Origin of the sequence: Heliomicrobium undosum (genome assembly GCF_009877425.1) — a bacterium.
Taxonomy (GTDB): domain Bacteria; phylum Bacillota; class Desulfitobacteriia; order Heliobacteriales; family Heliobacteriaceae; genus Heliomicrobium; species Heliomicrobium undosum.
Window position 1 is genome coordinate 24,457 of sequence record NZ_WXEY01000010.1, and the last position, 23,049, is coordinate 47,505.

Annotated in this window: 22 protein-coding genes; 2 read left to right on the top strand and 20 right to left on the bottom strand. The window is 58.7% G+C overall.

Going from position 1 to position 23,049, the window contains the following annotated elements:
- Positions 1 to 13 precede the first annotated feature (13 nt).
- The 9 genes from rplU to GTO91_RS18655 all read right to left on the bottom strand — a co-directional run bounded on the left by rplU (position 14) and on the right by GTO91_RS18655 (position 9,281).
- A complete protein-coding gene (rplU, locus tag GTO91_RS10430; RefSeq protein WP_012283724.1) occupies positions 14 to 325 on the bottom strand; it encodes a 50S ribosomal protein L21 in 312 nt (103 codons plus the stop codon).
- Between the two features lie 186 nt (positions 326 to 511).
- Positions 512 to 1,198, bottom strand: coding sequence for a response regulator transcription factor (locus GTO91_RS10435; RefSeq protein WP_161258659.1), 687 nt, complete (start codon positions 1,196 to 1,198; stop codon positions 512 to 514).
- Complete coding sequence (locus tag GTO91_RS10440) at positions 1,176 to 2,288, bottom strand: sensor histidine kinase (RefSeq protein WP_161258660.1); 1,113 nt, start codon at positions 2,286 to 2,288, stop codon at positions 1,176 to 1,178. Before GTO91_RS10440 ends, GTO91_RS10435 begins: the two co-directional genes overlap by 23 nt.
- 134 nt (positions 2,289 to 2,422) lie before the next feature.
- On the bottom strand, positions 2,423 to 3,229 hold the full coding sequence (locus GTO91_RS10445; protein WP_161258661.1) for a hypothetical protein: 807 nt from the start codon (positions 3,227 to 3,229) through the stop codon (positions 2,423 to 2,425).
- A 226-nt stretch (positions 3,230 to 3,455) separates the two neighbouring features.
- Positions 3,456 to 4,697: an Rne/Rng family ribonuclease gene (locus tag GTO91_RS10450; protein WP_161258662.1), complete on the bottom strand. Its 1,242-nt coding sequence runs from the start codon at positions 4,695 to 4,697 to the stop codon at positions 3,456 to 3,458.
- Complete coding sequence (locus tag GTO91_RS10455; protein ID WP_161258663.1) at positions 4,694 to 5,392, bottom strand: TIGR03936 family radical SAM-associated protein; 699 nt, start codon at positions 5,390 to 5,392, stop codon at positions 4,694 to 4,696. Before GTO91_RS10455 ends, GTO91_RS10450 begins: the two co-directional genes overlap by 4 nt.
- Positions 5,367 to 7,334, bottom strand: coding sequence for a TIGR03960 family B12-binding radical SAM protein (locus GTO91_RS10460; protein ID WP_161258664.1), 1,968 nt, complete (start codon positions 7,332 to 7,334; stop codon positions 5,367 to 5,369). Before GTO91_RS10460 ends, GTO91_RS10455 begins: the two co-directional genes overlap by 26 nt.
- A 175-nt stretch (positions 7,335 to 7,509) precedes the next feature.
- The gene (locus tag GTO91_RS10465) at positions 7,510 to 8,391 is read right to left on the bottom strand and encodes a site-2 protease family protein (RefSeq protein ID WP_161258665.1); all 882 of its coding nucleotides are present in this window, start codon (positions 8,389 to 8,391) and stop codon (positions 7,510 to 7,512) included.
- Positions 8,388 to 9,281, bottom strand: coding sequence for a murein hydrolase activator EnvC family protein (locus GTO91_RS18655; protein WP_161258666.1), 894 nt, complete (start codon positions 9,279 to 9,281; stop codon positions 8,388 to 8,390). The genes GTO91_RS10465 and GTO91_RS18655 overlap by 4 nt, the downstream gene beginning before the upstream one ends.
- 136 nt (positions 9,282 to 9,417) lie before the next feature.
- Between GTO91_RS18655 and GTO91_RS17765 the strand changes: the two genes are divergently transcribed.
- Positions 9,418 to 9,594, top strand: coding sequence for a hypothetical protein (locus GTO91_RS17765; protein WP_170294195.1), 177 nt, complete (start codon positions 9,418 to 9,420; stop codon positions 9,592 to 9,594).
- A gap of 222 nt (positions 9,595 to 9,816) precedes the next feature.
- Positions 9,817 to 11,229 (top strand): amino acid permease, encoded by a 1,413-nt coding sequence (locus GTO91_RS10475; RefSeq protein WP_161258667.1) that lies wholly within the window; start codon positions 9,817 to 9,819, stop codon positions 11,227 to 11,229.
- 90 nt (positions 11,230 to 11,319) lie between these two features.
- Here GTO91_RS10475 and GTO91_RS10480 read toward each other — a convergent pair whose 3' ends face one another.
- From GTO91_RS10480 to mreC, 11 genes are all read right to left on the bottom strand, one after another.
- Complete coding sequence (locus GTO91_RS10480) at positions 11,320 to 11,508, bottom strand: hypothetical protein (RefSeq protein ID WP_161258668.1); 189 nt, start codon at positions 11,506 to 11,508, stop codon at positions 11,320 to 11,322.
- A gap of 239 nt (positions 11,509 to 11,747) precedes the next feature.
- The gene (locus GTO91_RS10485; RefSeq protein ID WP_161258669.1) at positions 11,748 to 13,286 is read right to left on the bottom strand and encodes an N-acetylmuramoyl-L-alanine amidase family protein; all 1,539 of its coding nucleotides are present in this window, start codon (positions 13,284 to 13,286) and stop codon (positions 11,748 to 11,750) included.
- 13 nt (positions 13,287 to 13,299) lie between these two features.
- Positions 13,300 to 14,982, bottom strand: a complete 1,683-nt coding sequence (locus GTO91_RS10490; protein WP_161258670.1) for a nucleoside kinase — start codon at positions 14,980 to 14,982, stop codon at positions 13,300 to 13,302.
- A 130-nt stretch (positions 14,983 to 15,112) separates the two neighbouring features.
- Positions 15,113 to 15,772 carry a flagellar brake protein gene (locus GTO91_RS10495; RefSeq protein ID WP_161258671.1) on the bottom strand — a complete coding sequence of 220 codons (660 nt, stop codon included), beginning with the start codon at positions 15,770 to 15,772 and terminating at the stop codon, positions 15,113 to 15,115.
- A 13-nt stretch (positions 15,773 to 15,785) separates the two neighbouring features.
- Positions 15,786 to 16,916: a rod shape-determining protein RodA gene (rodA, locus tag GTO91_RS10500; protein ID WP_161258672.1), complete on the bottom strand. Its 1,131-nt coding sequence runs from the start codon at positions 16,914 to 16,916 to the stop codon at positions 15,786 to 15,788.
- Positions 16,917 to 17,041: 125 nt separating this feature from the next.
- Positions 17,042 to 17,311 carry a cell division topological specificity factor MinE gene (gene minE / locus GTO91_RS10505; protein ID WP_161258739.1) on the bottom strand — a complete coding sequence of 90 codons (270 nt, stop codon included), beginning with the start codon at positions 17,309 to 17,311 and terminating at the stop codon, positions 17,042 to 17,044.
- A gap of 32 nt (positions 17,312 to 17,343) precedes the next feature.
- Entirely contained in the window at positions 17,344 to 18,147 is an 804-nt protein-coding gene (gene minD / locus GTO91_RS10510) for a septum site-determining protein MinD (protein ID WP_161258673.1), read from the bottom strand.
- Positions 18,148 to 18,160: 13 nt separating this feature from the next.
- The gene (minC, locus tag GTO91_RS10515) at positions 18,161 to 19,033 is read right to left on the bottom strand and encodes a septum site-determining protein MinC (RefSeq protein WP_161258674.1); all 873 of its coding nucleotides are present in this window, start codon (positions 19,031 to 19,033) and stop codon (positions 18,161 to 18,163) included.
- Between the two features lie 127 nt (positions 19,034 to 19,160).
- The gene (gene mrdA / locus GTO91_RS10520) at positions 19,161 to 21,269 is read right to left on the bottom strand and encodes a penicillin-binding protein 2 (protein ID WP_161258675.1); all 2,109 of its coding nucleotides are present in this window, start codon (positions 21,267 to 21,269) and stop codon (positions 19,161 to 19,163) included.
- On the bottom strand, positions 21,266 to 21,769 hold the full coding sequence (gene mreD / locus GTO91_RS10525) for a rod shape-determining protein MreD (protein ID WP_161258676.1): 504 nt from the start codon (positions 21,767 to 21,769) through the stop codon (positions 21,266 to 21,268). Before mreD ends, mrdA begins: the two co-directional genes overlap by 4 nt.
- The gene (gene mreC / locus GTO91_RS10530) at positions 21,770 to 22,612 is read right to left on the bottom strand and encodes a rod shape-determining protein MreC (protein WP_161258677.1); all 843 of its coding nucleotides are present in this window, start codon (positions 22,610 to 22,612) and stop codon (positions 21,770 to 21,772) included.
- Between the last annotated feature and the right edge of the window lie 437 nt (positions 22,613 to 23,049).

A 23,049-nucleotide genomic window follows, 5' to 3' on the forward strand; every position in this document is an offset into this window, starting at 1 on the left:
GCGCCGCCCAGCCTTAGGCTTGGATGGCTTCGACACGGACCTGGGTGAAGGCCTGACGATGACCTTGTTTGCGGCGGTAGTTCTTCTTGGGCTTGTACTTGAAGATGATGATCTTCTTGCCTTTCCCGTGGTCTTCCACTTTCAGCAGGACTTTGGCGCCTTCGACGGTCGGGGCTCCGACCTTCAGCTCCCCATCCTTGCTGACGGCGAAGACGCGGTCGATTTCGACCACATCGCCAGGATTGGCTTCGAGTTTCTCCACCTTGAGCACATCGCCTTGTTGAACTTTGTACTGCTTGCCACCGGTTTCAATAATCGCGAACATGAATGCTACACCTCCCATACTAGACTCGCCAGGTATCAAGGCGCGGCCGAAGCCGACTTCCCAAGCCCGTCCTGAGCGGTTGCGAACAGAGGACAGATACCTACAAATCAGTATTTTATCGAGTTAGGAGACCTTTGTCAAGAGATTCGACTTCATTTTCATAGGGTAGACGGCACTCAACAGAGACTACCCGTTAAAACGATATCCCGTCCCCCAGAGCGTTTCTATATAAACCGGGTTGGCGGGGTCTTTCTCCACCTTCTTGCGTATTTTTTGAATATGGACGGCCACTGTCGCCAAATCGCCGACGCTATCTTCTCCCCAGATCTTATCAAAGAGTTGTTCCTTGCTGAAGACGATGTTCGGATTGGAGGCGAGGAACAAGAGAAGGTCATATTCCTTCGTCGTCATCGGAACCTCTTTGCCATCGACGAAGACCTTGCGTGAAGCCGTGTTAATCTCCAGGCCTTTATGACTGATGACCTCCATGGCTGCTCGTTTGCCTGTCAGTCGCTCATAGCGCTGGATATGGGAGTTCACCCGGGCCACCAATTCGGCGAACCGGAAGGGCTTGGTCAGGTAATCGTCGGCGCCGACAGCCAAACCTCGGATGATGTCGATGTCCTCCGTCTTCGCCGATAGGATGATCACCGGGATCTCCATGCTCTTGCGGATCTCTCTCACAATCTCGTAACCGTCTTTGCCAGGCAGCATCAGATCGACGAGCACCACGTCGTAGATGCCCGAAAGAGCCCGCTTCAGACCCAGCGCGCCGTCGGGAACGATGTCGACCGTATAGCCATTTAGACGAAGATAATCGCGCTCCAGTTCGGCGATGTGGATATCGTCTTCAATGATCAGAATGTGCTTCATGGCTGCTCCTTTCCACCGGGAGCGAAAGGGTGAAACGAGCCCCCTCGTTCTCTCGGCTGGAGACGTTGATCCTGCCGCCATGGGCTTCGATCAGTTCTTTCGCGATGGCCAATCCCAGACCGGTGCTGCCGAGGTCCTTCGTCCGCGCCCGGTCGATGCGGTAGAAGCGGTCAAAGATCAAAGGGATTTTTTCCGCCGGAATCCCTGGGCCGTTGTCCTCGATGCTGAGGCAGACGAAGTCGCCCTCGCTGTACAGTTCGGCGGTGATGGCAAGGCCCGTCTCAGGACCATACTTGACAGCATTGTCGATGATGTTGCGAACAGCCTGATTGATCCGCTTGCCGTCAATGGACACCTGGTGAGCATCGGTGAGGCTATCCTTGAAAGTGAACCGGCATTGCCGCTCTTCCACTTCGAATTTGAATTCCTCCATCAGATCGGCCATGAAGGGACGGATCGAAAGGGATTGGACATGCAGCGCCAGCTTGCCCAGGTCCAGTTGGGAAAAGAGAAACAGATCGTCGATCAGCTTGTTGATGTAGACGGTGTTGCGCTGGATCGTTTTGAGGTATTTCTCCTGCCTTTCCGGTGAGTCCGGAACGCCCTCCATGAGCGCTTCCACATGACCCTGAATCGCCGTGATCGGCGTCTTGAGATCATGAGAGATGTTAGCGATCAAAGTCTTCCGGTTCTCTTCATATTCCTGTTGCAGTTTCTCGCCTTCACGCAACTTCCGAGCCATCTCATTGAATGAAACGATCAGGGCGCCGACCTCATTGGGGATGTCACAGTCGATGGTCACATCGTAGTTTCCCTTGGCGATTTCCTTGACACCCTGGTCAAGCTCTTGAACTGGCGCAAAGAGCCGCTGTTCGAACCGCCGGAGGAAGATGAGATGGATCACTTCCTTCACAACGATGAAGGCGGCGAGAAAAAACCAGATGGCCCTGTTTCCAATCCAGGAAAACAATGCATAGAGGATCAGCAGGTTGAAGAGGAAGACACCTGGTCTCACCCATCGGAAGTAACGGTGAAACTGGCGAAAATCGTGATGATGCCGGTGGTTGTGGAAGTAACGCCTGTTTCTCATCTCATCCTGTTCCCTTTCAGCGATCGCTTACCTGCTTCATAGAAAAAGGGCGACGACAAGATAGTTCTGCCGTCGCTCTCTTTTGTCCTCTTTTTACGCTTTTTACTATATATCCGATCAGGATGACGTCTGCTTTACCAGATAAAACGAACCTGGGAGGTCAGATGCACATCCTGCCGAGTTTCCCCTTCGGCCTGCCGCTTTCCTTCCACGTCGATGGACAGCATGATGATCTCTTTCGCATCGTTGATCAGCGCCTTGCAACGGACCCTTCCCTGCTCATATGGCAACAGTCCATGGACCAGGCCAAGGGGCCCGTGGCAACCATGCTCGCCATGGAATCGCGGCCCACCGTGGAACCCTCGCTCACCGTGGACCTGCCGATCACCGTGGAGCCGCGGATCCCCGTGGAACCGTCGCTCATTGTGGAACCGTGGCCCACAGGGTCCGCCCTCTCTTGGGAAACCGTGCATGCCATGGAGATGCCGCTCTTTGATCCGTTGAGAAATGGCGTCCTTGATATCGGCGGGAAGCGTGTCGGAATCAAAGGTGAGGAGAACTGTCTTGTCTTCCTGTTCCTCCATATGGACGTTGGAGAGAATGGTCAACGCGAGGGACAGGCGCTCAAAGACCCCCTTGATTCCGCGCGGCCCCCCCGGCCTACAATAGCCATGCATGCCATGGTGGAAATGATGGCGCCGTCCGCCAGGACCGCCACAAGGAAGGGAAAACTCGGTGCTGCTCTCATGCTTCAGCACCCGATCACCGTCGTTGACCTCGGCGCTGATCTTGGCCTTCACCCGGTCCGTCACTTCAAAGTCATTTCCGAACTTCAAAACGGTAACGCCGTCTTTCACACCCTCCGCAGTGAGGGCGCCTTTCAAGGTCTCCTTCTCCTTCATCGCCTTGGCAACGTCAAGCAACAGTTTCATTTTGTTCATCAGAACAACCTCCTTCATTTATCGTGTGAGGTTATTCTAATCAGCAAGATCAAACTGCAAATAAAGGGTTTTTAAAAAATTCATAAACGATCATAACCTATTTTTAAATTTGAGACGCTCATCGTCGGGTTTGACGCGGAAAAAAACGCCCCTCGCTCCACAAGTCCGGGGCGTATTGGCCTGCGAGCGGTTTGGGCGGACCGGCGAGTGCGAGCGATGGGGGGGTTTAGGGCGTCTCCCCCTTGGCGACCCTCCCCCGCCCCTCACAACACTCACAAGGCGCAGTCAACAGCGAGGCCAGGCTCTGCCGCACCTTCTTGCGGGTCATCTCCACAAGCCCGAGCGCCGTCAAGCCAAGCACGCTCGTCCGCGTCTTATCTCGCGCCAGGTGGGTCTCCAGCGTCTCCAGCACCTCAGCCCGGTGCCGCTCGTCGCGCATGTCGATGAAGTCGATGACAATGATCCCACCGATCTCACGCAGGCGGAGTTGGCGCGGCACTTCCCGGGCCGCCTCGATGTTGGTCTGGCGGATCGTCTCCTCCAGATTGACCGTCCCGGTAAAGCGGCCCGTGTTCACATCGATGACGGTGAGCGCCTCTGTCTCCTCGATGACCAGGTAACCGCCTGACTTGAGCCAAATCTTAGGCCGCAGGGCTTTTTCGATCTCGCTGTGCAGGTTGTGCTCAGCCCAGAAGTCGCGCCCCTCTTCCAGACGCAATCGGGGGCGCAGGGCCGGCAGGTTCTCCTCGGCCCACTCCCACATGCGGCTATACACATCGATATCATTCACGCGGATCTGTTCGACGCCGTCATCAATGCGATCACGCAAGAGCCGCTCGACCAGGTCGCCGCTGCTCTCGATCAAGCAGGGCGCCGGTCGGCGGCTCGCCTTTTCCTGAATCCGCGCCCAACGCTGCCCCAGTCGGGCCACATCAGCCGCCAGTTCCTCCTCGGAAGCGCCGGCGGCTGTCGTGCGGACGATGAGACCCATCCCGGGTTGGCGCACCCGTTCGGCCAGTTCGCGCAGGCGTTCCCGTTCGGCCGGGTCTTCGATACGCCGGGAGACGCCTCCCTGATCGCCATCGGGCAGCAGGACGACCCAGCGGCCCGGGAGGGTCAGGTGGCAGGTGACCCGGGGACCTTTGCCGCCGATCCCCTCCTTGAGCACCTGCACCGTCACTTCTTGGCCCGGTTTGAGGATATCGCCGATGGACAATTTGGCTCGCAAGTCCTTCAACTGAGCCGGCAAAGCGTCGGCAAGGACGAGGAAGGCGTTCCGTTCCCAACCGATATCAACAAAGGCCGCCTGCATCCCCGGCAAAACGTTCTCCACACGGCCCCTGTAGATATTGCCCACCATAGCGCCCTGGTCGTTCTGCTCCCAGTGGACCTCGACGAGGCGCTCCTCCTCTAGGACAGCCACCTTTGTCCATTCCTTGCCGGCTTGCACGAGGACGGTCTTGTTCATAGGACATCCATAGGCGTCAGCAACCGCTCTCCCTGGGCGACAAACAAACCGAGCCGCAGGATGCGCACCCGCTCCCGGTCAACGGACAGATTGCCGTAGCGGCACACCGCCTCGAGGACCTCCTCGGGGCGCACATTGCCCTCGCTGCCTGTCTGGACAAGCATCTCCAGGATCAGCGCGTCGTCGGTGCGAGATCCGGTCAGTTGAAACAGGCCGGCGCGGATATCCTTTGTCGATACCCCTTTCTTCCCTTCCCGCTCGACAAGCCAGGATGTTTCAGCAAGGCTCCGCGACAGGGCCGCTGCGATGGCCGTCTCGTCGAGCGGCTCTTGCAAGGGGACGCGCAGGCGGTACTGGGCCCGGTTGACGGCGGCCATGAGCGCCTGTGTTCCCGGTGGCACAGCCTTGACGCCATGGATGCCGAATCCCTCCGGCATGGCCTTTTGCAACCGTTCCCGCACCTCTGCCGTATCAATGGCGGCAGCCAGATCGATATCGACATACTCGCCGAAAGAGACGATCCCGACGGCCAGCGCCGACGCAAAGGCGATCTTGGGGTGGGGATTAAAGCCTTCCGAGAAGGCCAGAGGGATGGCAGCGCGACGCATCGCCCGCTCAAAGGCTTTCTGGGTGTCCAGATGAGAAAGCCAGCGGACCGGATCCTGTTTGCTAAAGGCGATCCGGACTCGGAACATGGTCTCCACCCCGCAAATCGATACTTACCCCTAAAGTCGGACAAACGCCGCATCCGGCACAGGTATCGGCCCGGCAGTCCCGGGTCAGCGCTGCGGCCAGGGCGTTTTTATGTTCCCGAATGAGATACCGGCGATCGACGCCGAAGTCGAGGTGGTCCCAGGGCAAGGGGTCGTCATAGCCGATGGCACGGTAGGCGTAATCGGCCGGGTCGACGCCGCATTCCTGAAAAGCCTCCAACCAGGTTTCGTAACGGAAAAATTCGGACCAGCCGTCAAAGACGCAGCCTTTTTGCCAGGCCCGGTGCAACACCTGGCCGAGGCGGCGGTCGCCCTTGGCGAAGACAGCCTCGAGAAAACTGATCCGGGCGTCATGCCAGTTGTAGCTGATCCGGCGGTCGCGGAGGCGCTTCTTCAAAAAGGCCTGCTTCTCCTCCAGGTCGGCCATGGCCGCCTGGGGCTCCCACTGGAAAGGCGTCTGGGCTTTCGGCACAAAGGAAGAGGTGCTGACGGTGACACGGACGCTCTTTTTGATGCCCTTCTCCCGCAGGATCCCCGTCCCCTTGTAGACGACCTGCTCGGCCAGACGGGCGATCCCTTCCAGGTCCTCTTCGGTTTCCGTAGGCAGGCCGATCATGAAATAGAGCTTGAGACCGGTCCAGCCGTTGGAAAAGGCGCTCTCCACCGTCTCCATCAGGTCCGCTTCGGTGACACCCTTGTTGATCACGTCGCGCAGGCGCTGGGTCCCTGCTTCCGGCGCAAAGGTGAGACCAGTCTTGCGCACCTTCTGGACCTCCTTGGCCAGATCGACCGAGAAGGCGTCCACCCGCAGAGACGGCAACGAGAGACCGACCTTCTGCTCCGCATGGGTGGCGATCAATTCCTTAATCAGCGGCTCCACGCAGGTGTAGTCGGCCGTGCTCAAGGAAGTCAGGGCGATCTCATCGTACCCCGTCGCCTTGACCAACGCCTCCGCCTGCCGCTTCAACGTCTCCGGCGACCGCTCCCGCACGGGCCGGTAGATGCTCCCAGCCTGGCAAAAACGGCAGGCCCGGGAACAGCCGCGCAAGACTTCAAGCATGACCCGGTCATGGACCACATCCATGAAGGGCACCAGCGATGTGGTGGGAAAATAGGCCTTGTCCAGATCGGCCACGATCTGCTTCTTCACCTTCGCCGGAACACCCTCCCGGGTAGGCGTCGTGCCGAGAAAACGCCCGTCGGCAGCATACTCGGACCGGTAGAGGGCAGGCACATAGACACCAGGGATGGCCGCCAAATGAAGCAACAGCGCCTCCCGGCGGGAGCGATCCCCCCCTTTCGCCGGGTCGTCTCCTGCCTCTGCTGCGCCCCCGGCTATCGCCCCAAGGCCCGCATCTCCTTTGAAGTCAGCGACGGCCTGCAAGACGCGTGGCAACAATTCTTCTCCCTCACCGAGGAGGATGAGATCCATAAAAGGCGCCAGGGGCTCCGGGTTGACGGCGCAGGGACCGCCGGCCATGATCAGGGGATCGCCGTACACCCGCTCCTCGGCAAAGAGGGGGATGCCGGCCAGGTCAAGCATGTTGAGGATGTTGCTGTAGGACATCTCATACTGCAGAGTAAAGCCGACCACATCGAAGTCGGTCAGCGGACGCCGGCTCTCCAGGGAGAAGAGGGGCACCCCGCGCGAGCGCATGGCTTTCTCCATATCCGGCCAGGGGGCGAAGACACGCTCCATGGCCATGCGCGGCTGTTCGTTGATCAGGTGGTAGAGGATGCGCAGACCCAGGTGGGACATGCCGACCTCATAAACGTCGGGAAAGGCGAAGGCCATGGCCACATCGACGCCAGACCAATCCTTTTTCACCTGGTTATGCTCGCCCCCCGTGTACCGGGTTGGTTTCGTCACCTTGCGCAGCAGTTCATCTTCTAAGATTTGGCTGATATCACTTACACGACTCAAACTGGTATCCCCGCCTCACGCGCTGATTCGTTCAATTATAACCGATGTACAATGGAACTTACGATAAGATTATCCCCTTTATCCCGGAAAGACAACCCCAGAAGACGCTTTTTTGCCCTGCTGCGACACCCTTCTATTTTACTTAAAGGTCCCGAACAGCGAAAAGCGCCTGGCTTCATCCGCCCCTGCGAATCAGTTCCCCTACGGCAAGGTCCTCCTTGCCCTGCAGCATCTGTTGGAGCAGATCGTTCTCACTGACCTGTCCGATGATCGCGCCATTTTCGTCAACGACGGTGACGAGCAGGCAGCGCTCCGGCACGATGCGGGGCAGCAGGCTGGAGACGCGCACATCGCGCCGGGCCACGACCACCTCGCCGTTCCAGGCCGCCTGGCCCGCCAGCTTGCGCCGCTTCACCCGGAGCAGGTTCCAAAAAAACATGGGGCCGTTGCTCCTTTCCTTATGGGCGCCGAGAAAGAGAAACCCGGCGATCAGCGGAAGGTCGAGTCCGTTGCGCCCCCCGTAGAGTCCGGCGATGGCCAGCAGGCCGAAGAGCAGCGCCAATGCCTCCCCCCAACCAGCGGCGCGCAAGGATGCCCGCATGACTCCCCACCGCCCAGCCAGCCAGGCGCGGCAGAGACGTCCGCCGTCCAGGGGGAGGATCGGCAACAGGTTGAACAGACCGATGGAGAAATTGACATTGCGCAAAAAATCGAAATAGTCTCCCCAGTCGATGCCCAGCCGCATCCCCCCTTCGAGGATCAGCAAGAGGAGAAAGGAGAATATGGGGCCGGCCAGGACAACGGGGATCTCGTCGCCGGGACTCTGCTCCAGGCCCGGTTCAAGTCGCGCAACGCCGCCGAAAGGAAAAAACTCGACCTCCTGCACGGCAAAACCTTTGCGCCGGGCGACGAGCACGTGGCCCAACTCATGCCAGGCCACGCAGGCAAAGGCCAGTGCCACTTCCACGGCCACACCGGCCCAGACGTAAAGCGCCGCAAGCACAATGAGCCATTCGTTAATCCGCACGTCCACCCCGGCAAGGCGGACGATCCTCACTGGGGCTGTCCCCCCTTCTCACTCTCCAAGGGGTCGACGCTGCAACCCTCCCGGCGGACCTCGAGATAGAGCTGCGCCTGGCCGTCCGCCTCGCTGCGGGCCAATCGGCCCAACACCGTACCGGGCTCAACCGGCTGGCCGGCTTTCACCTCCAGCTTCTCCAGCGGGCCTACGATACGGACGGTTCCATCATCGGCGATGATTTGAACAAAGTGGCCGCCGTTTTCCACCCATTCCAGGGCCACCTTGCCGGTCACGCCGGCAGTCACCGGCGATCCCGCCGGCGCGGCGATGCGAACGCCAGGATAAAAGTGGCCGCCGCGCTGCCCGAAGGGCTGGACAAGGATGCCCTTCACGGGCGTCTCAACGGGCAGGCCAACCCGAGCCGTTCCGCCGGCAGGGGCGAAGACGGGGGCCACGGCAGCCGCGTCCGTCCAAAGGCCGAGACGCAAGACGGCCTCATGGAGCGCTTCGTATTCCACGTTCTCCGTGGCAACCCGCCGGATCTCCCCTTGCAGCCAGCGGGCCCAGGGCTGGTCGATCTGAAAGAGTTGCCAGGTCGCCGCGAAGAGGGCCAATGAGATGGCCGTTTGCCAAAGCCAGCGACGAAGCGGGGAACCCTCTCCCCTCCCCGGCGGCGATTCTCCCCAGCGAGCCGTGGGATCGCCAGGGAACCAACTTCGTGATGACTGCCCACCGAAACGGCCGAGCCAGCGGTTTCCCCCGCCGAGACCGCCGCCCCCGTCAGCCGCGCCGACCCTTCCGTCTATGGGCGATTCAGCGGCGCCCTCTTTTTCCGCCTCACGAACTGCCTCCCCAGAGGTTGCCGGACGCCTACGCCGGCGGTTCGTGATCCAATCACCGCCGTCGGGAATAATAGACTTTTTCACACCTGTCCCCCCTATCCCCACACCTGATACACTCTATGCGCCAATCTGGAAAAAATAGGACATCCTTTCTTTTTCCAGTCATTCACGCATCGCGAGGAGAGGCGGCGGGCATACTCCTAAGTAGGAGGTGGTGTGTATGGCCCGGATCATCCCCTTGCCTAGACCGAACCTCGCCGGCAAGTGCTCCGAATGTCCGATGGCCCCCTGGTGTTACACCCAACCGGCGGACCGCATTTCCATCAACCCCGTACATACACGAGCGATGAAGCGAGCTTTTGAACAATGCATCCACCGGCGCAGCAATGAAAAATAAGCTGTCGAACGTCCAGGCGATTGTGGGATAGTCCTGATCGCCTTTTTTCTTTGTCCGCCTGCGAAGGACACTTGTGCAAAAAAGAACAAGTGATTATAATATGTGCTTGTCGACACTTCCCCAGTGATACCTAAAACCAAGGCAGGGAAAACTTGTTTCGATCCTCATGTTCCGAAAAAACACCTCTTCCCGAACCTTATGCAATGAAAGGAGCCTCTCTTCATGAACCTCTGGCGGAAAAAATCCCTGGATCAGTTGATCGAGTTCGCCCAAACGAAAACAGGCCTGAATAAAACACTGGGCGCCTTTGATCTGACCCTGCTGGGCATCGGCGCCATCATCGGAACAGGCATCTTCGTGCTGACTGGCATCGCCGCCGCCGAACATGCCGGACCGGCGCTGGTCCTCTCCTTCGTCCTCGCCGGACTGGCCTGCGGCTTCGCCGCCCTGGCCTATGCGGAATTCGCCGCCCTTTGCCCTGTGTCGGGCAGCGCCTACACCTATTCCTACGCCACCTTAGGCGAATTCATGGCCTGGCTGATCGGTTGGGCGCTTATCCTCGAATATGGACTGGCCTCTTCTGCCGTCTCCATCGGATGGTCGGCCTATTTCGTCAAACTTATCGAAGGGCTGGGCTTTCACCTGCCGGCGGCGCTGGTCAATCCGCCGGCAGGCGGCGGGATCATCAACCTTCCGGCCGTCATCATCGTCCTGATCGTTACCACGCTACTATCGATCGGCATCCGGGAAAGCGCCCGCGTCAACAACATCATGGTCTTCATCAAGATGGCTGTCGTCCTCCTCTTCATTGGCGTTGGCGTCTGGTACGTCAAGCCGGCCAACTGGAGTCCCTTTATGCCCTACGGCGTCTCCGGCATCTGGTCCGGCGCGGCCATCGTCTTTTTCGCCTATATCGGCTTTGACGCCGTCTCGACCGCTGCCGAAGAGGTGAAGAACCCGCAGCGAGACCTGCCCATCGGCATCGTCTCTTCGCTGGCCATCTGCACCGTCCTCTACATCATCGTCTCGGCCATCCTGACCGGCATCGTTCCCTATTCCCAGTTCAAGGGCGTTTCCGCGCCGGTGGCTCTGGCCATGCAGGTGGCCGGCCAGAACTGGGTGGCCGGTTTCGTCTCCATCGGCGCCATCGCTGGGATCACGACGGTGCTCCTGGTGATGATGTTCGGCCAAACACGCGTCTTTTTTGCCATGAGTCGAGACGGCCTCCTGCCTCCCTTCTTCTCGAAGGTGCATCCCCGCTTCGCGACGCCCTTTGTCTCCACATGGCTAACCGGGTTAATCGTCGCTTTCGTGGCCGGTTTCGTTCCCATCGGGATCGTGGCGGAGATGGTCAACCTGGGCACCTTGTCCGCCTTCGTCTTTGTCTCCATCGGTGTCATCCTGCTGCGCCGCCAGCGCCCCGAACTGAAACGCCCCTTCCGCTGTCCCGGTGTACCCTTTACGCCCTCGCTTGCCGTGCTGTTTTGCACCTTTTTGATGGGCTCCCTCCCCTGGATCACCTGGAAGCTGTTTCTGATCTGGATGAGCGCGGGCATCGTCGTGTATTTCCTCTATGGCTACTCCCATAGCAAGATCGCTGCGCCAGCCGGAAAAGCGAACACGTCGGAGAAGTAATTCGAACCGAACGAAAAAAGCAAAAAAACCCGCCCTCTTCCTTAAAAAGGAAAAGAGCGGGTTTTTCATTGTCCATACAAAGCAACCCTGTTATTCGGCAGGATAACGAGTCCCGTACTCCTGCAGCGGTGGAAAACGCTCCCTCGATTGGCTCTGTCCAATCAACCGCCGAACCGCCTGTGGGTCTAGCCGATGTGTTTTCCGGTAGGTCTTCTTTTGACCCAGTTCCAGCCAAATGACAGCCCCGATGAATAACGCCAACAGGGCAAGTATGTACATCAGCCGCCTTCCCCCTTTCCTCGCCTTCCAGCGGAATCATCCATTAATCCTCAACCGTCGGATCCGATTGAGTCTTTCCATGTTAGAACGATAAAACAAATTCGCGAAATCAACTAGTAATTCCTTCCATTTGCTTTGTTTTTCGTTCGTCATTATCCGACTCGAAATGCGGGGACGGGGGTGCGGTCTGTGTACATTCCGACATGCTTGATCGGCCGATGATTGGAAAACAGGTAGGTTTACGGGCGCAGCGGCCGTTTAAGGTATTCCATCATCGCGGCGACAATCGCCCGGGCAACGCGGTCTTGAAAATCCGCCTTGAACAACAAATTTTCCTCTTCAGCATTGGAGATGAAGACGGTCTCCAGCAATGCAGCGGGAACCTCGGAGGTCCGCAGGACATAAAAGTTCGCCTGCTTGACCCCCCGATCATCTCTCCCTGTCGCCGGCTGCACCTTCCGCTGGATCGCCTCGGCAAGAGAACGTCCATTTTCAGCGCACATCCATGTCTCCGTTCCGCCCGCCTCCGATCGGGCGGCTGCGTTGGCATGGATGCTAAAAAACAGATCAGGACGGATTCGGTTGTTGATCGTTCCCCGGTCGGCCAGCGACACATCCATGTCGACGGACCGGGTCAGCAACACATCCACATCCTGTTTGACCAGAAGATCACGGACCTTCAAGGCCATGGGCAAGGTGAAATCCTTCTCCTGTTTACCTGTCGGTCCCAACGCGCCAGGATCGCTGCCGCCGTGGCCGGGGTCTAGCAGGATTAATGGGATTCCGGCGCGTCGCAGCGCCGTTGTCCCTGGTATGCGGATGCGCAGGCCACCGGATTCGTTCTGAATCTGGGGCTTCGCCGGTCCGTTCAGGTCGATGACGATCCGGGCCGTATCCTCCCGGAACTGGCCAAGCCGCACCTGTTTCACCGGCCCCAGGTTGATCACCCTGTTCTTTGGCAGGCCATCTCCCAGTTTAGCGCCCGGCAAATCGACGACCACCCGGTCAGGTCCGCCCAGGACCGACAGTTGAAACTCGGTCCTGTCGGTCTTGGCCAAGATGATGATGTCCTTGTTGTTCTCGATCTGCCAGTCGATGTCAGTGAGTTGGCCCGCTTGAGACAAAGCCGTTCCGGGGGGCTGTGCTGTTCCGGGAGGCTTCGCCGCGCCGGAGGGCGTTGTCGTTCCCGAGGTGCTTGACGGAGCCGGTGGATTTAATGAACCGGGTGTCGCCGGCGTTCCCGGCGCCTGCCCCACCGGATCCGCCGGAGATGACGGTGACGCCGTCTTCGATGCAGCCGCCACATAGGCCGTGCGGCTGGCGCTGTCCCAATCGATCTTCCCGCCCATGGAAGCGCCGACGAAACGCAAAGGGACAAAGAGCCGGTTGTCCCGGAGTTGGGCCGGGGCATCCAAGGAAACCGCCTTGCCGTTCACATTGGCCTCCCGTTGACCGGGACGGAGGAGAATCGTCTGCCCTTCCCCTTCCAACGTGGCTTCGTATTTTTCGCTGTTCCAGGCCGCCTTCAGTCCCAGTTGTTCCGACACGACGCGAACGGGCACGAGCACCCGGTCCTTCACGATCACCGGTGGTGAATCGGGGATGACAGACTTGCCGTTGATGACCAGTTTGACCGTTTCCGGAGACGGAGAAGCCGCATCGGCCGGCAAGGAATGTCCAAGGAGAAAAAGGGCGGTCAGCCAGCCCCCCAGCAGAACGACAGCCGCAAATGACCGGCGAGCAAACAGAAAAGACAATTGACGAGATATAAACAACAACTTTAGCACTCCCTTAGAAAAAACAACTGCCTCCGATGAACTCACGCAGGATCGAGTTGTGGGGAACCTCCAGGTCCTCCATGGGGCGGAAATAATCGAGCAGCGTCAAGAGGCGCTGCGCCTCACCGTAGACCTTTGAGTCGCCGTCGATGGCCTCCAGGAGCGGGGCGGCGTAGCGGGCCAGCACCGCCAGTTCGTAGACGAGGGCGGAGTTGAACATGACGTCCGCCTCCTCTTGAAAGGGGAAAATCCACCGTTCCTCGCCGCGGCGGACAGAGGACCACATAGTCAAGGTCCGCGGCGCGTCATGGGAACGGAACCGGTGATCCCGGACGATGCGGCGGATGCAGCGGGCATCGGTCGTCTTGATGTAGTTCATGGGAGTCAGGTTAAGTTCCATGAGAGCGCTCACGTAGATCTTAAACTTATGATCGCGAGCCACCGCCGCCGTCAATTTTTCATTGAGCCCATGGATCCCTTCCACGATGATGGGCCGATCGATGCCGGCCTGCACGATGTCCTGATGGTATTCGCGATCGCCCGTGTGGAAGTTATAACGGGGGATTTCGACAGCCTCTCCAGTGATCAACTTCATCAGGTGGTCGTTAAAGAGGGCGCAATCGACGGCGTCGATGGACTCAAAGTCGTAGTTGCCCGAGGCGTCGCGGGGCGTCCGTTCCCGGGGAAGGAAGTAATCGTCCATCGACAGGGTCACTGGGTCAAGGCCGTTGACGCGCAACTGGATCTTCAGGCGCTGGGCGAAGGTGGTCTTGCCGGAGGAAGAGGGACCGGCGATCAGGATCAGCCGCGCTTTTTCCGGTTCCTCGGCGATCCGATCGGCGATCTGGGCGATCTTCTTCTCATGGAGCGCCTCGGCGATACGGATCAACTCACCCGTCTTCCCTGCCTCATTGTGGCGATTGAGGTCGCGCACATCGCCCACCTTGACGATCTTCGTCCACTTGTCCGACTCGCGAAAGATGTAGGCCAGCTGCTTCTGTTCCACATTGGGCGGAATCCGGTAGGGATCAGACTGATCAGGATGGCGCAGGAGAAAACCGGAGAAATAGTGAACCAGTTGATAGGTGGTGATCATCCCCGTATGGGGAACGAGAATCTCATCGCTGTAGGCCATATAGCCGCCACAGGTATAGATGTTGACCGGTTCACGGCTGCGAAAGCGGAGAATGTCAGCTTGATCCTTGCGGCCTGCGGCCTCCAGGATGTGCAGCGCCTCAAAGCAACTGACCACCCTGCGCTCGATCGGTTCTGCGGCCCGGACAACCTCCCACATGCGCTCGCGCAGGCGGTCGACCATCTCTTCCGTTAAGGGCTCATCGCCCAGGAGTTCGCCGTAAAAACCCTTATTCAACGAAAACTGAATCTCCAACTGCTGACCGGGAAACAGTTCCCGCGCCACCCGCATCAACACAAAGGCGAGGCTCTGCCCGTAGACGCGCAGGCCCGTCTCTGTCGACATATCGACCATTTCCACCCGGCAGTCCCGTTCCGGGACGTATTCCAAGTCCTCCAGCACATTGTCGACACGGACGGCCACAATGGGCGCGGGGTACTCGGGCTGCAGTTCCCAGGCGAGCGCCTGCAGCGGCAGGCGACGGTTCCACCACCGGCAGAAAAAGCCTGTCTTCGGAGAGGACACGGTTAGGCCCAGACAGTTCGATGTGTATTCGTTCATCGTCCCCGTTCCTCCTCTGTTCACCCCGGAACGTGTGTTCCGAGTCGCTCTTTCATTATACTTCGTAACGCCTTATATCGACAGGGCTTTTCGTCCCAAAAAGAAACCCCGCCGGTGGGGGCCGGCAGGGTTACTGCATACCTTGGCTACGCATCTCGCGCTGTCTGGTGAAGATAAACTGGATCACCCGTTCCTGCTCTCCCCGGGAGATGTTCAAAAACTCGATCCCGAGGACATAGACGACATCCTTTCCCTCCCCTTCGATGAGGGAGCGTTTCACCTGCCCGCCGACGCGGAGCCGGTCCTTGCCGAGCGGCAGGTCCACCATGATCTTGTCGCCCACGTGCAGTTGTTCCTTGACAGTCAGGCAAACGCCGCCACCGGAGATGTTGCGGATAACCCCCTTGCACCAGGTCCAGTCCTTGGGCTCCACATCTTTCTCCTGTTTGCAGTACTGAGTGGCGATGGTGATGGGAAAACGGTAAAAATTTCGGCGCTGCACCTTGTCGGCGCGGATCGGTTTTTTTACGATAATCACGGGAAGCGGGGCAGATCGGCGCGACTGAACGACCGTCTGGTAGACCCAGACCCCGTTCTCGCTGGCCTTGTAAAAGATCAGGTGCTCGCCGATGTGCAGCGGGATCAGTTGTCCCTCTTTGAACGGCAATGCCAGCGTCAGAGTGTCTTCTGTCATATCCTCGATCCGGCTCTTGTAATGACCGGAATAGATGCTGCCTGCCGGTATGAGGATTTGGATAAGGTCATTGACGTTTAGCCGGTCCTGACTCATGACATGTCCACTCCTAAAACATTATCGACTGTCTACGCCAGTATACGTTGAGCAGCAAACCCAGACAAACCAGATTTGTCAGCATCGCCGAACCGCCGTAGCTGACAAAGGGCAAGGGGATGCCCGTAACCGGCATGATGCCTGTCGTCATTCCTACGTTGACCAGGACATGAAAGAGCCACATGGAGACAATACCTGTCACGATGAGCGAACCGAAGGTGTCCCGGGCATCGAGGGCAATGCGAAGCCCCCGAAGGATGATCACGAAGAAGAGCGCCAACAAGCCAACGGCGCCGATAAAGCCGAGTTCTTCCCCGACTACGGAAAAGACGAAGTCCGTGTGGTGTTCAGGTAGAAAGTTCAATTGGGCCTGGGTGCCCTGAAAAAGCCCCTTGCCGAAAAGCCCGCCGGAACCGATGGCGACCAGCGACTGGCGGATATGGTAGCCATCCCCGAGGGGATCCAGGTCGGGATCCAAAAAAATGATCAACCGTTTAATCTGGTACTCCTTCAACGGCAACGGCCAACCCCAGGTCAGGTGTCCGTAAATGGCGACGATCACCACCACAAGACCGGAAAAAACGAGGAGGCCCAAGACCTTCTTGTTCGCTCCGGCGGCAGCCAGCATCCCTAGCATGATGGCGATAAAGACAAGGGATGTGCCCAGATCGGGCTGCTTTAAGATCGGCAGCATGGGCACGGCCACAAAAGCGAAGCAAGGCAACAGGTCCTTTAGTGTCTCCATGCGCCCCTGACGTTTGGACAGGAAGTCGGCAAAGGTGATGATCATGAGGAGCTTGGCAAATTCAGAGGGTTGAAATTGGAATCCGCCGATGTTGATCCAGCGGACGGCCCCGTTCACATTGACGCCGAGACCTGGGAGCAGCACGGCGATCAGGATCAGCAGGTTTAAGCCATAGAGATACCAGGAGTAGCGCGACAAGGTCTGGTAGTGAAAAAACATGGAGATGATCACAAAGGCGATGCCGATAAAGACCCAGATGGTCTGTTTGCGGGCGAATGCCAGCGGATCGGCGCCCACGTTAGATGAGGCGCTGCGCATGATGACAATGCTGAAGGTCAGCAGGAGAAGCACAACGGCAACCAGTGTCAGATCCAGGTTCCGCGCAAGTTTCAAGCGCAAAGGTGTTCCCCCTGACTTATGGTCTGAAGACAACCCTATTATAGGGGATCGTTCAGACAATGAAAAGCCCCTCCCATTTTGGAAAAAGAGGGGCTGGACGCTTTTTGCCTTGCCAAGCGCAGGGTTCAAACGTTGCGGCGTTTCAACCCCAGCACGGGAATGTTGGCCACCAGGGCGACGGAGGCTTCGTCATTGTTCAAATTGACCTCCAGCGATCTTTCATCGATTTCCAGATAGCTGGAAATCACCTTGATCAGGTCCTCTTTGAGGGCCTCCATGATTTCAGGCGAAACGCTGCTGCGGTCGTGAACCAGCACGAGACGCAGGCGCTCCTTTGCGATGTTCTTGCTGTTGCCGCCGTCGCGGCTGAACATGCGATTTAAAAAATCCAGCACCGCCATGGGCTTCCCTGCCCCCTTTCCTGCTGTTAGCGGTTCATGCCGAAGATCTTACGAACCTTGTCAAAAAAGCCTTCTGAAACCTCCAGATCCATCAGGGGCACCTCGGCGCCGGTCAAGCGGCGGGTGATGTTGCGGTAGGCCTGACCAGCCCGGGAGTTATCGTCGAGAACAGCCGGCTCGCCTTTGTTCGTCGAGATGACGATGGTGTCGTCTTCCGGCACGACGCCGAGGACATCGATAGCCAGGATGTCCACCATGTCTTCGATAGACATCATGTCCCCCTGTTTGACCATCGTCGGCCGCAGGCGGTTGATGATCAGGCGGGGGTTGCGCAGACCGGCCGCCTCCAGGAGGCCGATGATGCGGTCGGCGTCGCGGATGGCCGAAACCTCCGGGGTGGTGACGACGACGGCCTTCTCCGCGCCGGCGATGGCGTTCTTGAACCCCTGCTCGATGCCGGCAGGGCAGTCGATGAGCACGAAGTCAAACTCCTGCTGCAGGTCTTCACAGAGTTTTTTCATCTGGGCCTGGTTGACGGCAGTCTTGTCCTTCGTCTGGGCTGCCGGCAGCAGGTTGAGACGACCGTCAGGGAAACGCTTGTCCTTGATCAGCGCCTTGGCATACGTCACCTGACCGCTGGTCACATCGACGATATCATAGACGATCCGGTTTTCGAGACCCATAACGACATCCAGGTTGCGCAAACCGATATCAGTATCGACGAGAACGACTTTAAAACCGAGCGCGGCCAGCCCGGTGCCGATGTTGGCCGTTGTTGTCGTCTTGCCGACGCCGCCTTTGCCTGAGGTGATGACAATCACTTCACCCATGTGTGTTCCTCCCTTACACGTCTTTGCCGTAAGATTTGGTTCCGTAGTGGTAGCGCTCAATCGTCACCATGCCATCCCGGATGCGAGCGATTTCCGGATGATCGGGACCTTCCTCCTCTTCATCAGGCGGACGGGTGATGTGATTGGCAATGCGCAATTGTGTCGGCCGGAGCCGGTAGGCCGTCACCACCGCCTCATCACTGCCCATGGCGCCGGCATGGGCCACGCCGCGGAACACCCCCATGACGATGATGTTGCCCCCTGCCACGATTTCCGCGCCAGGGTTGACATCGCCCAGGATGACCACGTGTCCGGGATAGCGCACGGTCTGGCCGGAACGGAGCGTCCGCTGGATGAGCAGCGTCCGTTCATCGCCCCCCTGGGTGAGGATGGCCGTTTGCGAATCGGAAGGGCTGCCTCCGAAGTGGTCGGCAGGTTCTGTTGTCGCCTCGACATAATCCGGCGCGGCATCGACCGGCGAAAAGCTCGGAGCGGAATCGTCTCGGGAATCGCGGCTCCTCGCCGCGCCATCAGCCCGTTCAGTCGATTCATAGAGGTGGTTGGCGATTTGGTAGATGCGTTCGCGGTTTCCTTTTAACACGACCCTTTCCTCCTCGTCATGTTGACCGGCCGGATCAGCCCAGGAATTGATTCCCCGCAAGATGAGCCCGTAAGACGGGAAGAGGGTCCGGAGACGTTCAATCTGGTCCGGGTGGAGTTGCCGTGTCCCTACGTCGACGGTGACATGGGCGCCCACAAGAAAACAATCGGCTGACGCCAGTTTCGCTTCAATCGCAGCGGCCAGTTCGGAAAAATCGCACTGGGAGTCCAGAAAGAAGGTAAGCCCATCTTTGGAACCCTTGATCACGATGTCTGCTTTTCGCATTGCCGTCCACTCGCCCCCAGCCGATTTCCATATCTTTACCATTTTCGTCCACCAATGAAATTCTACGCCCTGGGGGGAATTCCTTCAAGCAAAACAAAAAAACGAGGAGCCAGGCTCCTCGTTTCCCTTATTCTTCGACACGCCCAAAGGGAACCAAGGCTTCCGGATTGGTGGGGTTAACGCCGAAATAGGCTTCAAAGGCGGCTCGCGCCACGATGCCGGCAGAGGAACCGCCATGGTAGCCGTATTCGACGACGCCGGCGTAAGCCACTTCCGGGTTGTCGTAAGGCGCAAAGGCGACGAAGACGCCATGGTAATCCTTTTCCTTGTTGTCGCCGGCCCGGCCTGTCTCGGCCGTGCCCGTCTTGGCGCCGACCTTGACGGGGAAATTGTTGAACAGGTAGGACGCTGTCCCACCCTGCTCGGTGACAGCCAGCATGGCCCGCCGCACCATGGCCAAGTTCTCCGGCGACAGGGACACCTGATTGAGGATGGTCGGCCCGAACTGCTGGACCACCTGCTTCTCTGGTGTTTCAATCCGGTCAACCATGTAGGGCTGGAAGCGGGTGCCCCCGTTGGCCAGGGTGGCGATGTAGTTGGCCAACTGCAACACCGTGTACTGGCTTCTCCCCTGGCCGATGGAGGTGTTGTAGGTCTCGAAGGGCTGCCAGTAGGGCCAGTAGTTCAGATCGTTGCGGTAGTCCCGTTCGATCGTCTTGCGCATGGACGTGTCTTTTTTCTGGATTTTGGCTTTTTCCTCTTCCGTCTGCGCGTTGGTCAGTTCCTCTTGGGTCTTTTTGTCCTGTTCGCGCATGCGTGCCTGGTAGCGGTTGTTTGCGTAGGAGCTTCCCCAAGCGCGCTTCCAGTCCCGGCCAGGCAGAAGGCCCTCCTCCTCGCCGGGCAGCAGGATGCCCGTCTCCTGGCCGAGGCCAAACTCGCGGGCGATGCGGCTGATGTTATCGATGCCGGCCCGCCGCCCCATCTCCTGAAAATAGACGTTGCAAGAACCGGCGACAGCCTCGTTCAAGTCGACAGACCCGTGAACGCTCCAACAGCGGATGTTTGGTTTCTCCCAGTAGGCGCCGGTGCAGTTGATGTGTTCGTGGGGATCAAGTTTTCCCACATCTAGCGCAGCCATGGCGGTGATCGGTTTGAAGGTCGAACCTGGCGGATAGGAAGCCTGGATCACCCGGTTGATTCCCGCCGGCGGATCGGAACGGAAGTAGTAATCGGCCGTCTCCTGGTTCATCGTTCCGACAAAATCATTGGGGTTGAGGGCCGGTCGGGAAACCATGCCCAGGATGGCGCCGGTGCGGACGTTGATCATGACGGCGGCGCCGGCTTTGGCCTTCGGGTTCTCACGCTGCAGTTGGCTCAAGGTCCGGTCCATCGTCTCTTCCATCGTCTTTTGCACCTTGGCGTCCAGGGTCAGGACCAAGCGGTCGCCGGGCGTGGGGGTGTGGGTGAAGAGATTGCGAATGGGCCGATTGGATTGGTTGATCTCGACCTGCTGGTAGCCGTCCTGGCCGCGCAGGTACTTTTCATAGGCCTTTTCCAGGCCCGTTTTCCCGATCATATCATCGAGGCGGTATTTTTCATCGCCATACTGTTTCAACTCGTCGGCGCTGATCTGCCGGACGTAGCCAAGCAGGTGGCCTGCGATCTGGCTTCCCTCGACAGGTGGATAATAGCGGACCGGACCTTTTTCGACGACGACACCCGGCAGTTCGGCCCGGCGTTCCTCCAGCATGGCCACTTCTGTCTCGCTCAGGTTTGATTTGATCAGGATAGGCTCGTAGAGCCGAGACCGGCGTTTCTTAAACAGTTCGGTGATATAGTCGGCTGTGATCGCCGGGTCATTGGCGCCCAGGATATGAGCCAGCTTCTGCACGACCGCCTCCCGGTCGCTGTTCTGGATGCCCAGGTAGGTGATGTAGGCGTTGAAAACGGGCACCGATGTGGCCAGGGTCACGCCGTTGCGGTCGACGATGTCTCCCCGCATGGCCGTGATAGGCAGCATCTTGATGCGGTTTTCCTCGGACGTAGTCGTGTACTCTGTGGCGTCCACGAACTGGAGATAAAAGAGGCGGCTCACGAGGGCGAAAAAGACGAGGATCGTCGCCACCGCAAAGAGCCGCAGCGTCTTTTCCAGGTCTTTTCGACGCTTGGCGGCAGGGGGGTCGATGGTCATCTCATTGGCCATCTCATTGACAAGGTTGTTTAAATCGAGGCTCATGAACCCACCTCTTCCTTCGGCAACCACCCTTTGCGGGCGGCCCGGTAAAAGGGACCGTACAGCAAGGGCACCGCCGCTGTGTTATAAAGAGCCTGGGTCAAGAGGGTCATGAAAAAGCCGCCGACGGCAAAGGGCAGTCCGGCGAAACTTCCCAACAGGAAGGCGAAGGTGTGGTACGCCAGTGTGCTGGCTAAGACGCAGCCGATGGGAACGAGCAGGTTGTCCTTGTACAGACGCCCTTCGATGAAGCCGCAGAGGCCGGCCGTGGCGGCCAGGGCGAGGGCGTTCAACCCGATATAGCGGCCCGTCAGCATGTCCAGAAAGAGACCGGCGCCAGCGCCGAAGAGGCTGCCGAAACGTCCGCCCTTCAGTATGGCTGTAAAGACGACAAGGAGCAACACGAGATGAGGTGTCACGCCGGCAATGGCCAGATTGGCCATCAGGGTCGTCTGCAAGGTCGTGCTCGCCAACAGCAACAGGACCAGGTTCAGATGGCGCAACTACTCTCCCTCCTGGCGCAGGACCTTTTGGACGATAAAGACCTCTTCCAGGCGCTGGAAGTCGACAGCTGGACGCAAAGCGGCTCGTTTTGTCAGGCCGTTCGGTTCCGGTTCCAACCCGGTGACATAGCCGACGCGCAAGCCTTTCGGATAGAGGGACCCCAGACCGGAGGTGACGACCAGTTGTTCATCCTGAACGGGCGCGTCGCGGCGCAGGTGAACCATCTGCAACAGGCCAGAACCGTCGCCCTTGGCCTCGATGATGCCGGGTTCCCGGGTCATCAGCAGCATAGCGGGCACCGGCGCTTCCCGGTCGATGATCAGCAGGACCTGACAGGAATGGGGCGACACGGAGGTCACATGACCGATCAGTCCGTCATTGTTGATGACGACCATGTCCTTCTCCACCCCGTCGGCTGCCCCCTGGTCGAGGGTCAATGAACGAAACCACGTCGATGTCTCACGGCCGATGACTCTGGCCGCGATCATCTGGTAGTTTCCCCCTTTTTCTTCTTTAAATGCTAGCATCTCTTTCATGCGGAGATTTTCTAACTGGTACTGGCGAAGCAATCCGTTTTCGCGGCGCAATTCACCGTTTTCCCGGCGCAACGCCTCGTTCTCCTCCTTGACCTGACGGTAGTTGATCACCGCCTGGCCCATGGCCTCCCCCTGTCCGGTCACATAGGCAAGACCAGCCTGGAATGGCGCCAGCAGCGCATGGCTGGAACTCTCCAGAAGGGTCGTGTCCCACCGGTCGTTGCTCGTCATCCGGAGAAGCCCCAAGCCGATGACCGTTCCAAGACCGACGACAAGAAGTGTCTTTCTCATTCTTGTTCGGGCCAAAAAGGCTTCCCCCTTAATGGAATCCGCCGCATCCGTCCACTCTTTCGCTTTACCCTGATCGCGTGTGAACCTCGTTCTGAAAATGCGAGGGCGCATGGATAAAGCTCGCTAAGAGCTCCGCGGCTACTCGCTTGACGCCGCAGCGGGCGCGCCAAATACTTGGGCTTTTCTGCATGTCTGATGGCGCGCCTTACCGCTGCGACCTCTGCGCTCGCTTACGCCGCTCCGCTCAAACCGCTCGCTTTACCCATGCGCCCGTGCTACGGAATCGTCTCAGACTGCCACCCAACTATTGTCGATCAAGGGTGCAAAATAATCAACGGGTTTTTGCTTTTTTCAACAATTTCCTATTAAATCTGTGCTGTCTATGCTTGATGACACCGGAATAGATCCGTCTGATCACGCTAGATGAGGCTGCGCAGCGTCAGTCGCGAATG

Excerpts from the sequence above, each read along its gene's own strand:
- rplU (WP_012283724.1), bottom strand. The coding sequence starts at position 325 with ATGTTCGCGATTATTGAAACCGGTGGCAAGCAGTACAAAGTTCAACAA.
- GTO91_RS10435 (WP_161258659.1), bottom strand. The coding sequence starts at position 1,198 with ATGAAGCACATTCTGATCATTGAAGACGATATCCACATCGCCGAACTG.
- GTO91_RS10440 (WP_161258660.1), bottom strand. The coding sequence starts at position 2,288 with ATGAGAAACAGGCGTTACTTCCACAACCACCGGCATCATCACGATTTT.
- GTO91_RS10445 (WP_161258661.1), bottom strand. The coding sequence starts at position 3,229 with ATGAACAAAATGAAACTGTTGCTTGACGTTGCCAAGGCGATGAAGGAG.
- GTO91_RS10450 (WP_161258662.1), bottom strand. The coding sequence starts at position 4,697 with ATGAACAAGACCGTCCTCGTGCAAGCCGGCAAGGAATGGACAAAGGTG.
- GTO91_RS10455 (WP_161258663.1), bottom strand. The coding sequence starts at position 5,392 with ATGTTCCGAGTCCGGATCGCCTTTAGCAAACAGGATCCGGTCCGCTGG.
- GTO91_RS17765 (WP_170294195.1), top strand. The coding sequence starts at position 9,418 with ATGGCCCGGATCATCCCCTTGCCTAGACCGAACCTCGCCGGCAAGTGC.
- GTO91_RS10475 (WP_161258667.1), top strand. The coding sequence starts at position 9,817 with ATGAACCTCTGGCGGAAAAAATCCCTGGATCAGTTGATCGAGTTCGCC.
- GTO91_RS10480 (WP_161258668.1), bottom strand. The coding sequence starts at position 11,508 with ATGTACATACTTGCCCTGTTGGCGTTATTCATCGGGGCTGTCATTTGG.
- GTO91_RS10490 (WP_161258670.1), bottom strand. The coding sequence starts at position 14,982 with ATGAACGAATACACATCGAACTGTCTGGGCCTAACCGTGTCCTCTCCG.
- GTO91_RS10495 (WP_161258671.1), bottom strand. The coding sequence starts at position 15,772 with ATGAGTCAGGACCGGCTAAACGTCAATGACCTTATCCAAATCCTCATA.
- minD (WP_161258673.1), bottom strand. The coding sequence starts at position 18,147 with ATGGGTGAAGTGATTGTCATCACCTCAGGCAAAGGCGGCGTCGGCAAG.
- minC (WP_161258674.1), bottom strand. The coding sequence starts at position 19,033 with ATGCGAAAAGCAGACATCGTGATCAAGGGTTCCAAAGATGGGCTTACC.
- mrdA (WP_161258675.1), bottom strand. The coding sequence starts at position 21,269 with ATGAGCCTCGATTTAAACAACCTTGTCAATGAGATGGCCAATGAGATG.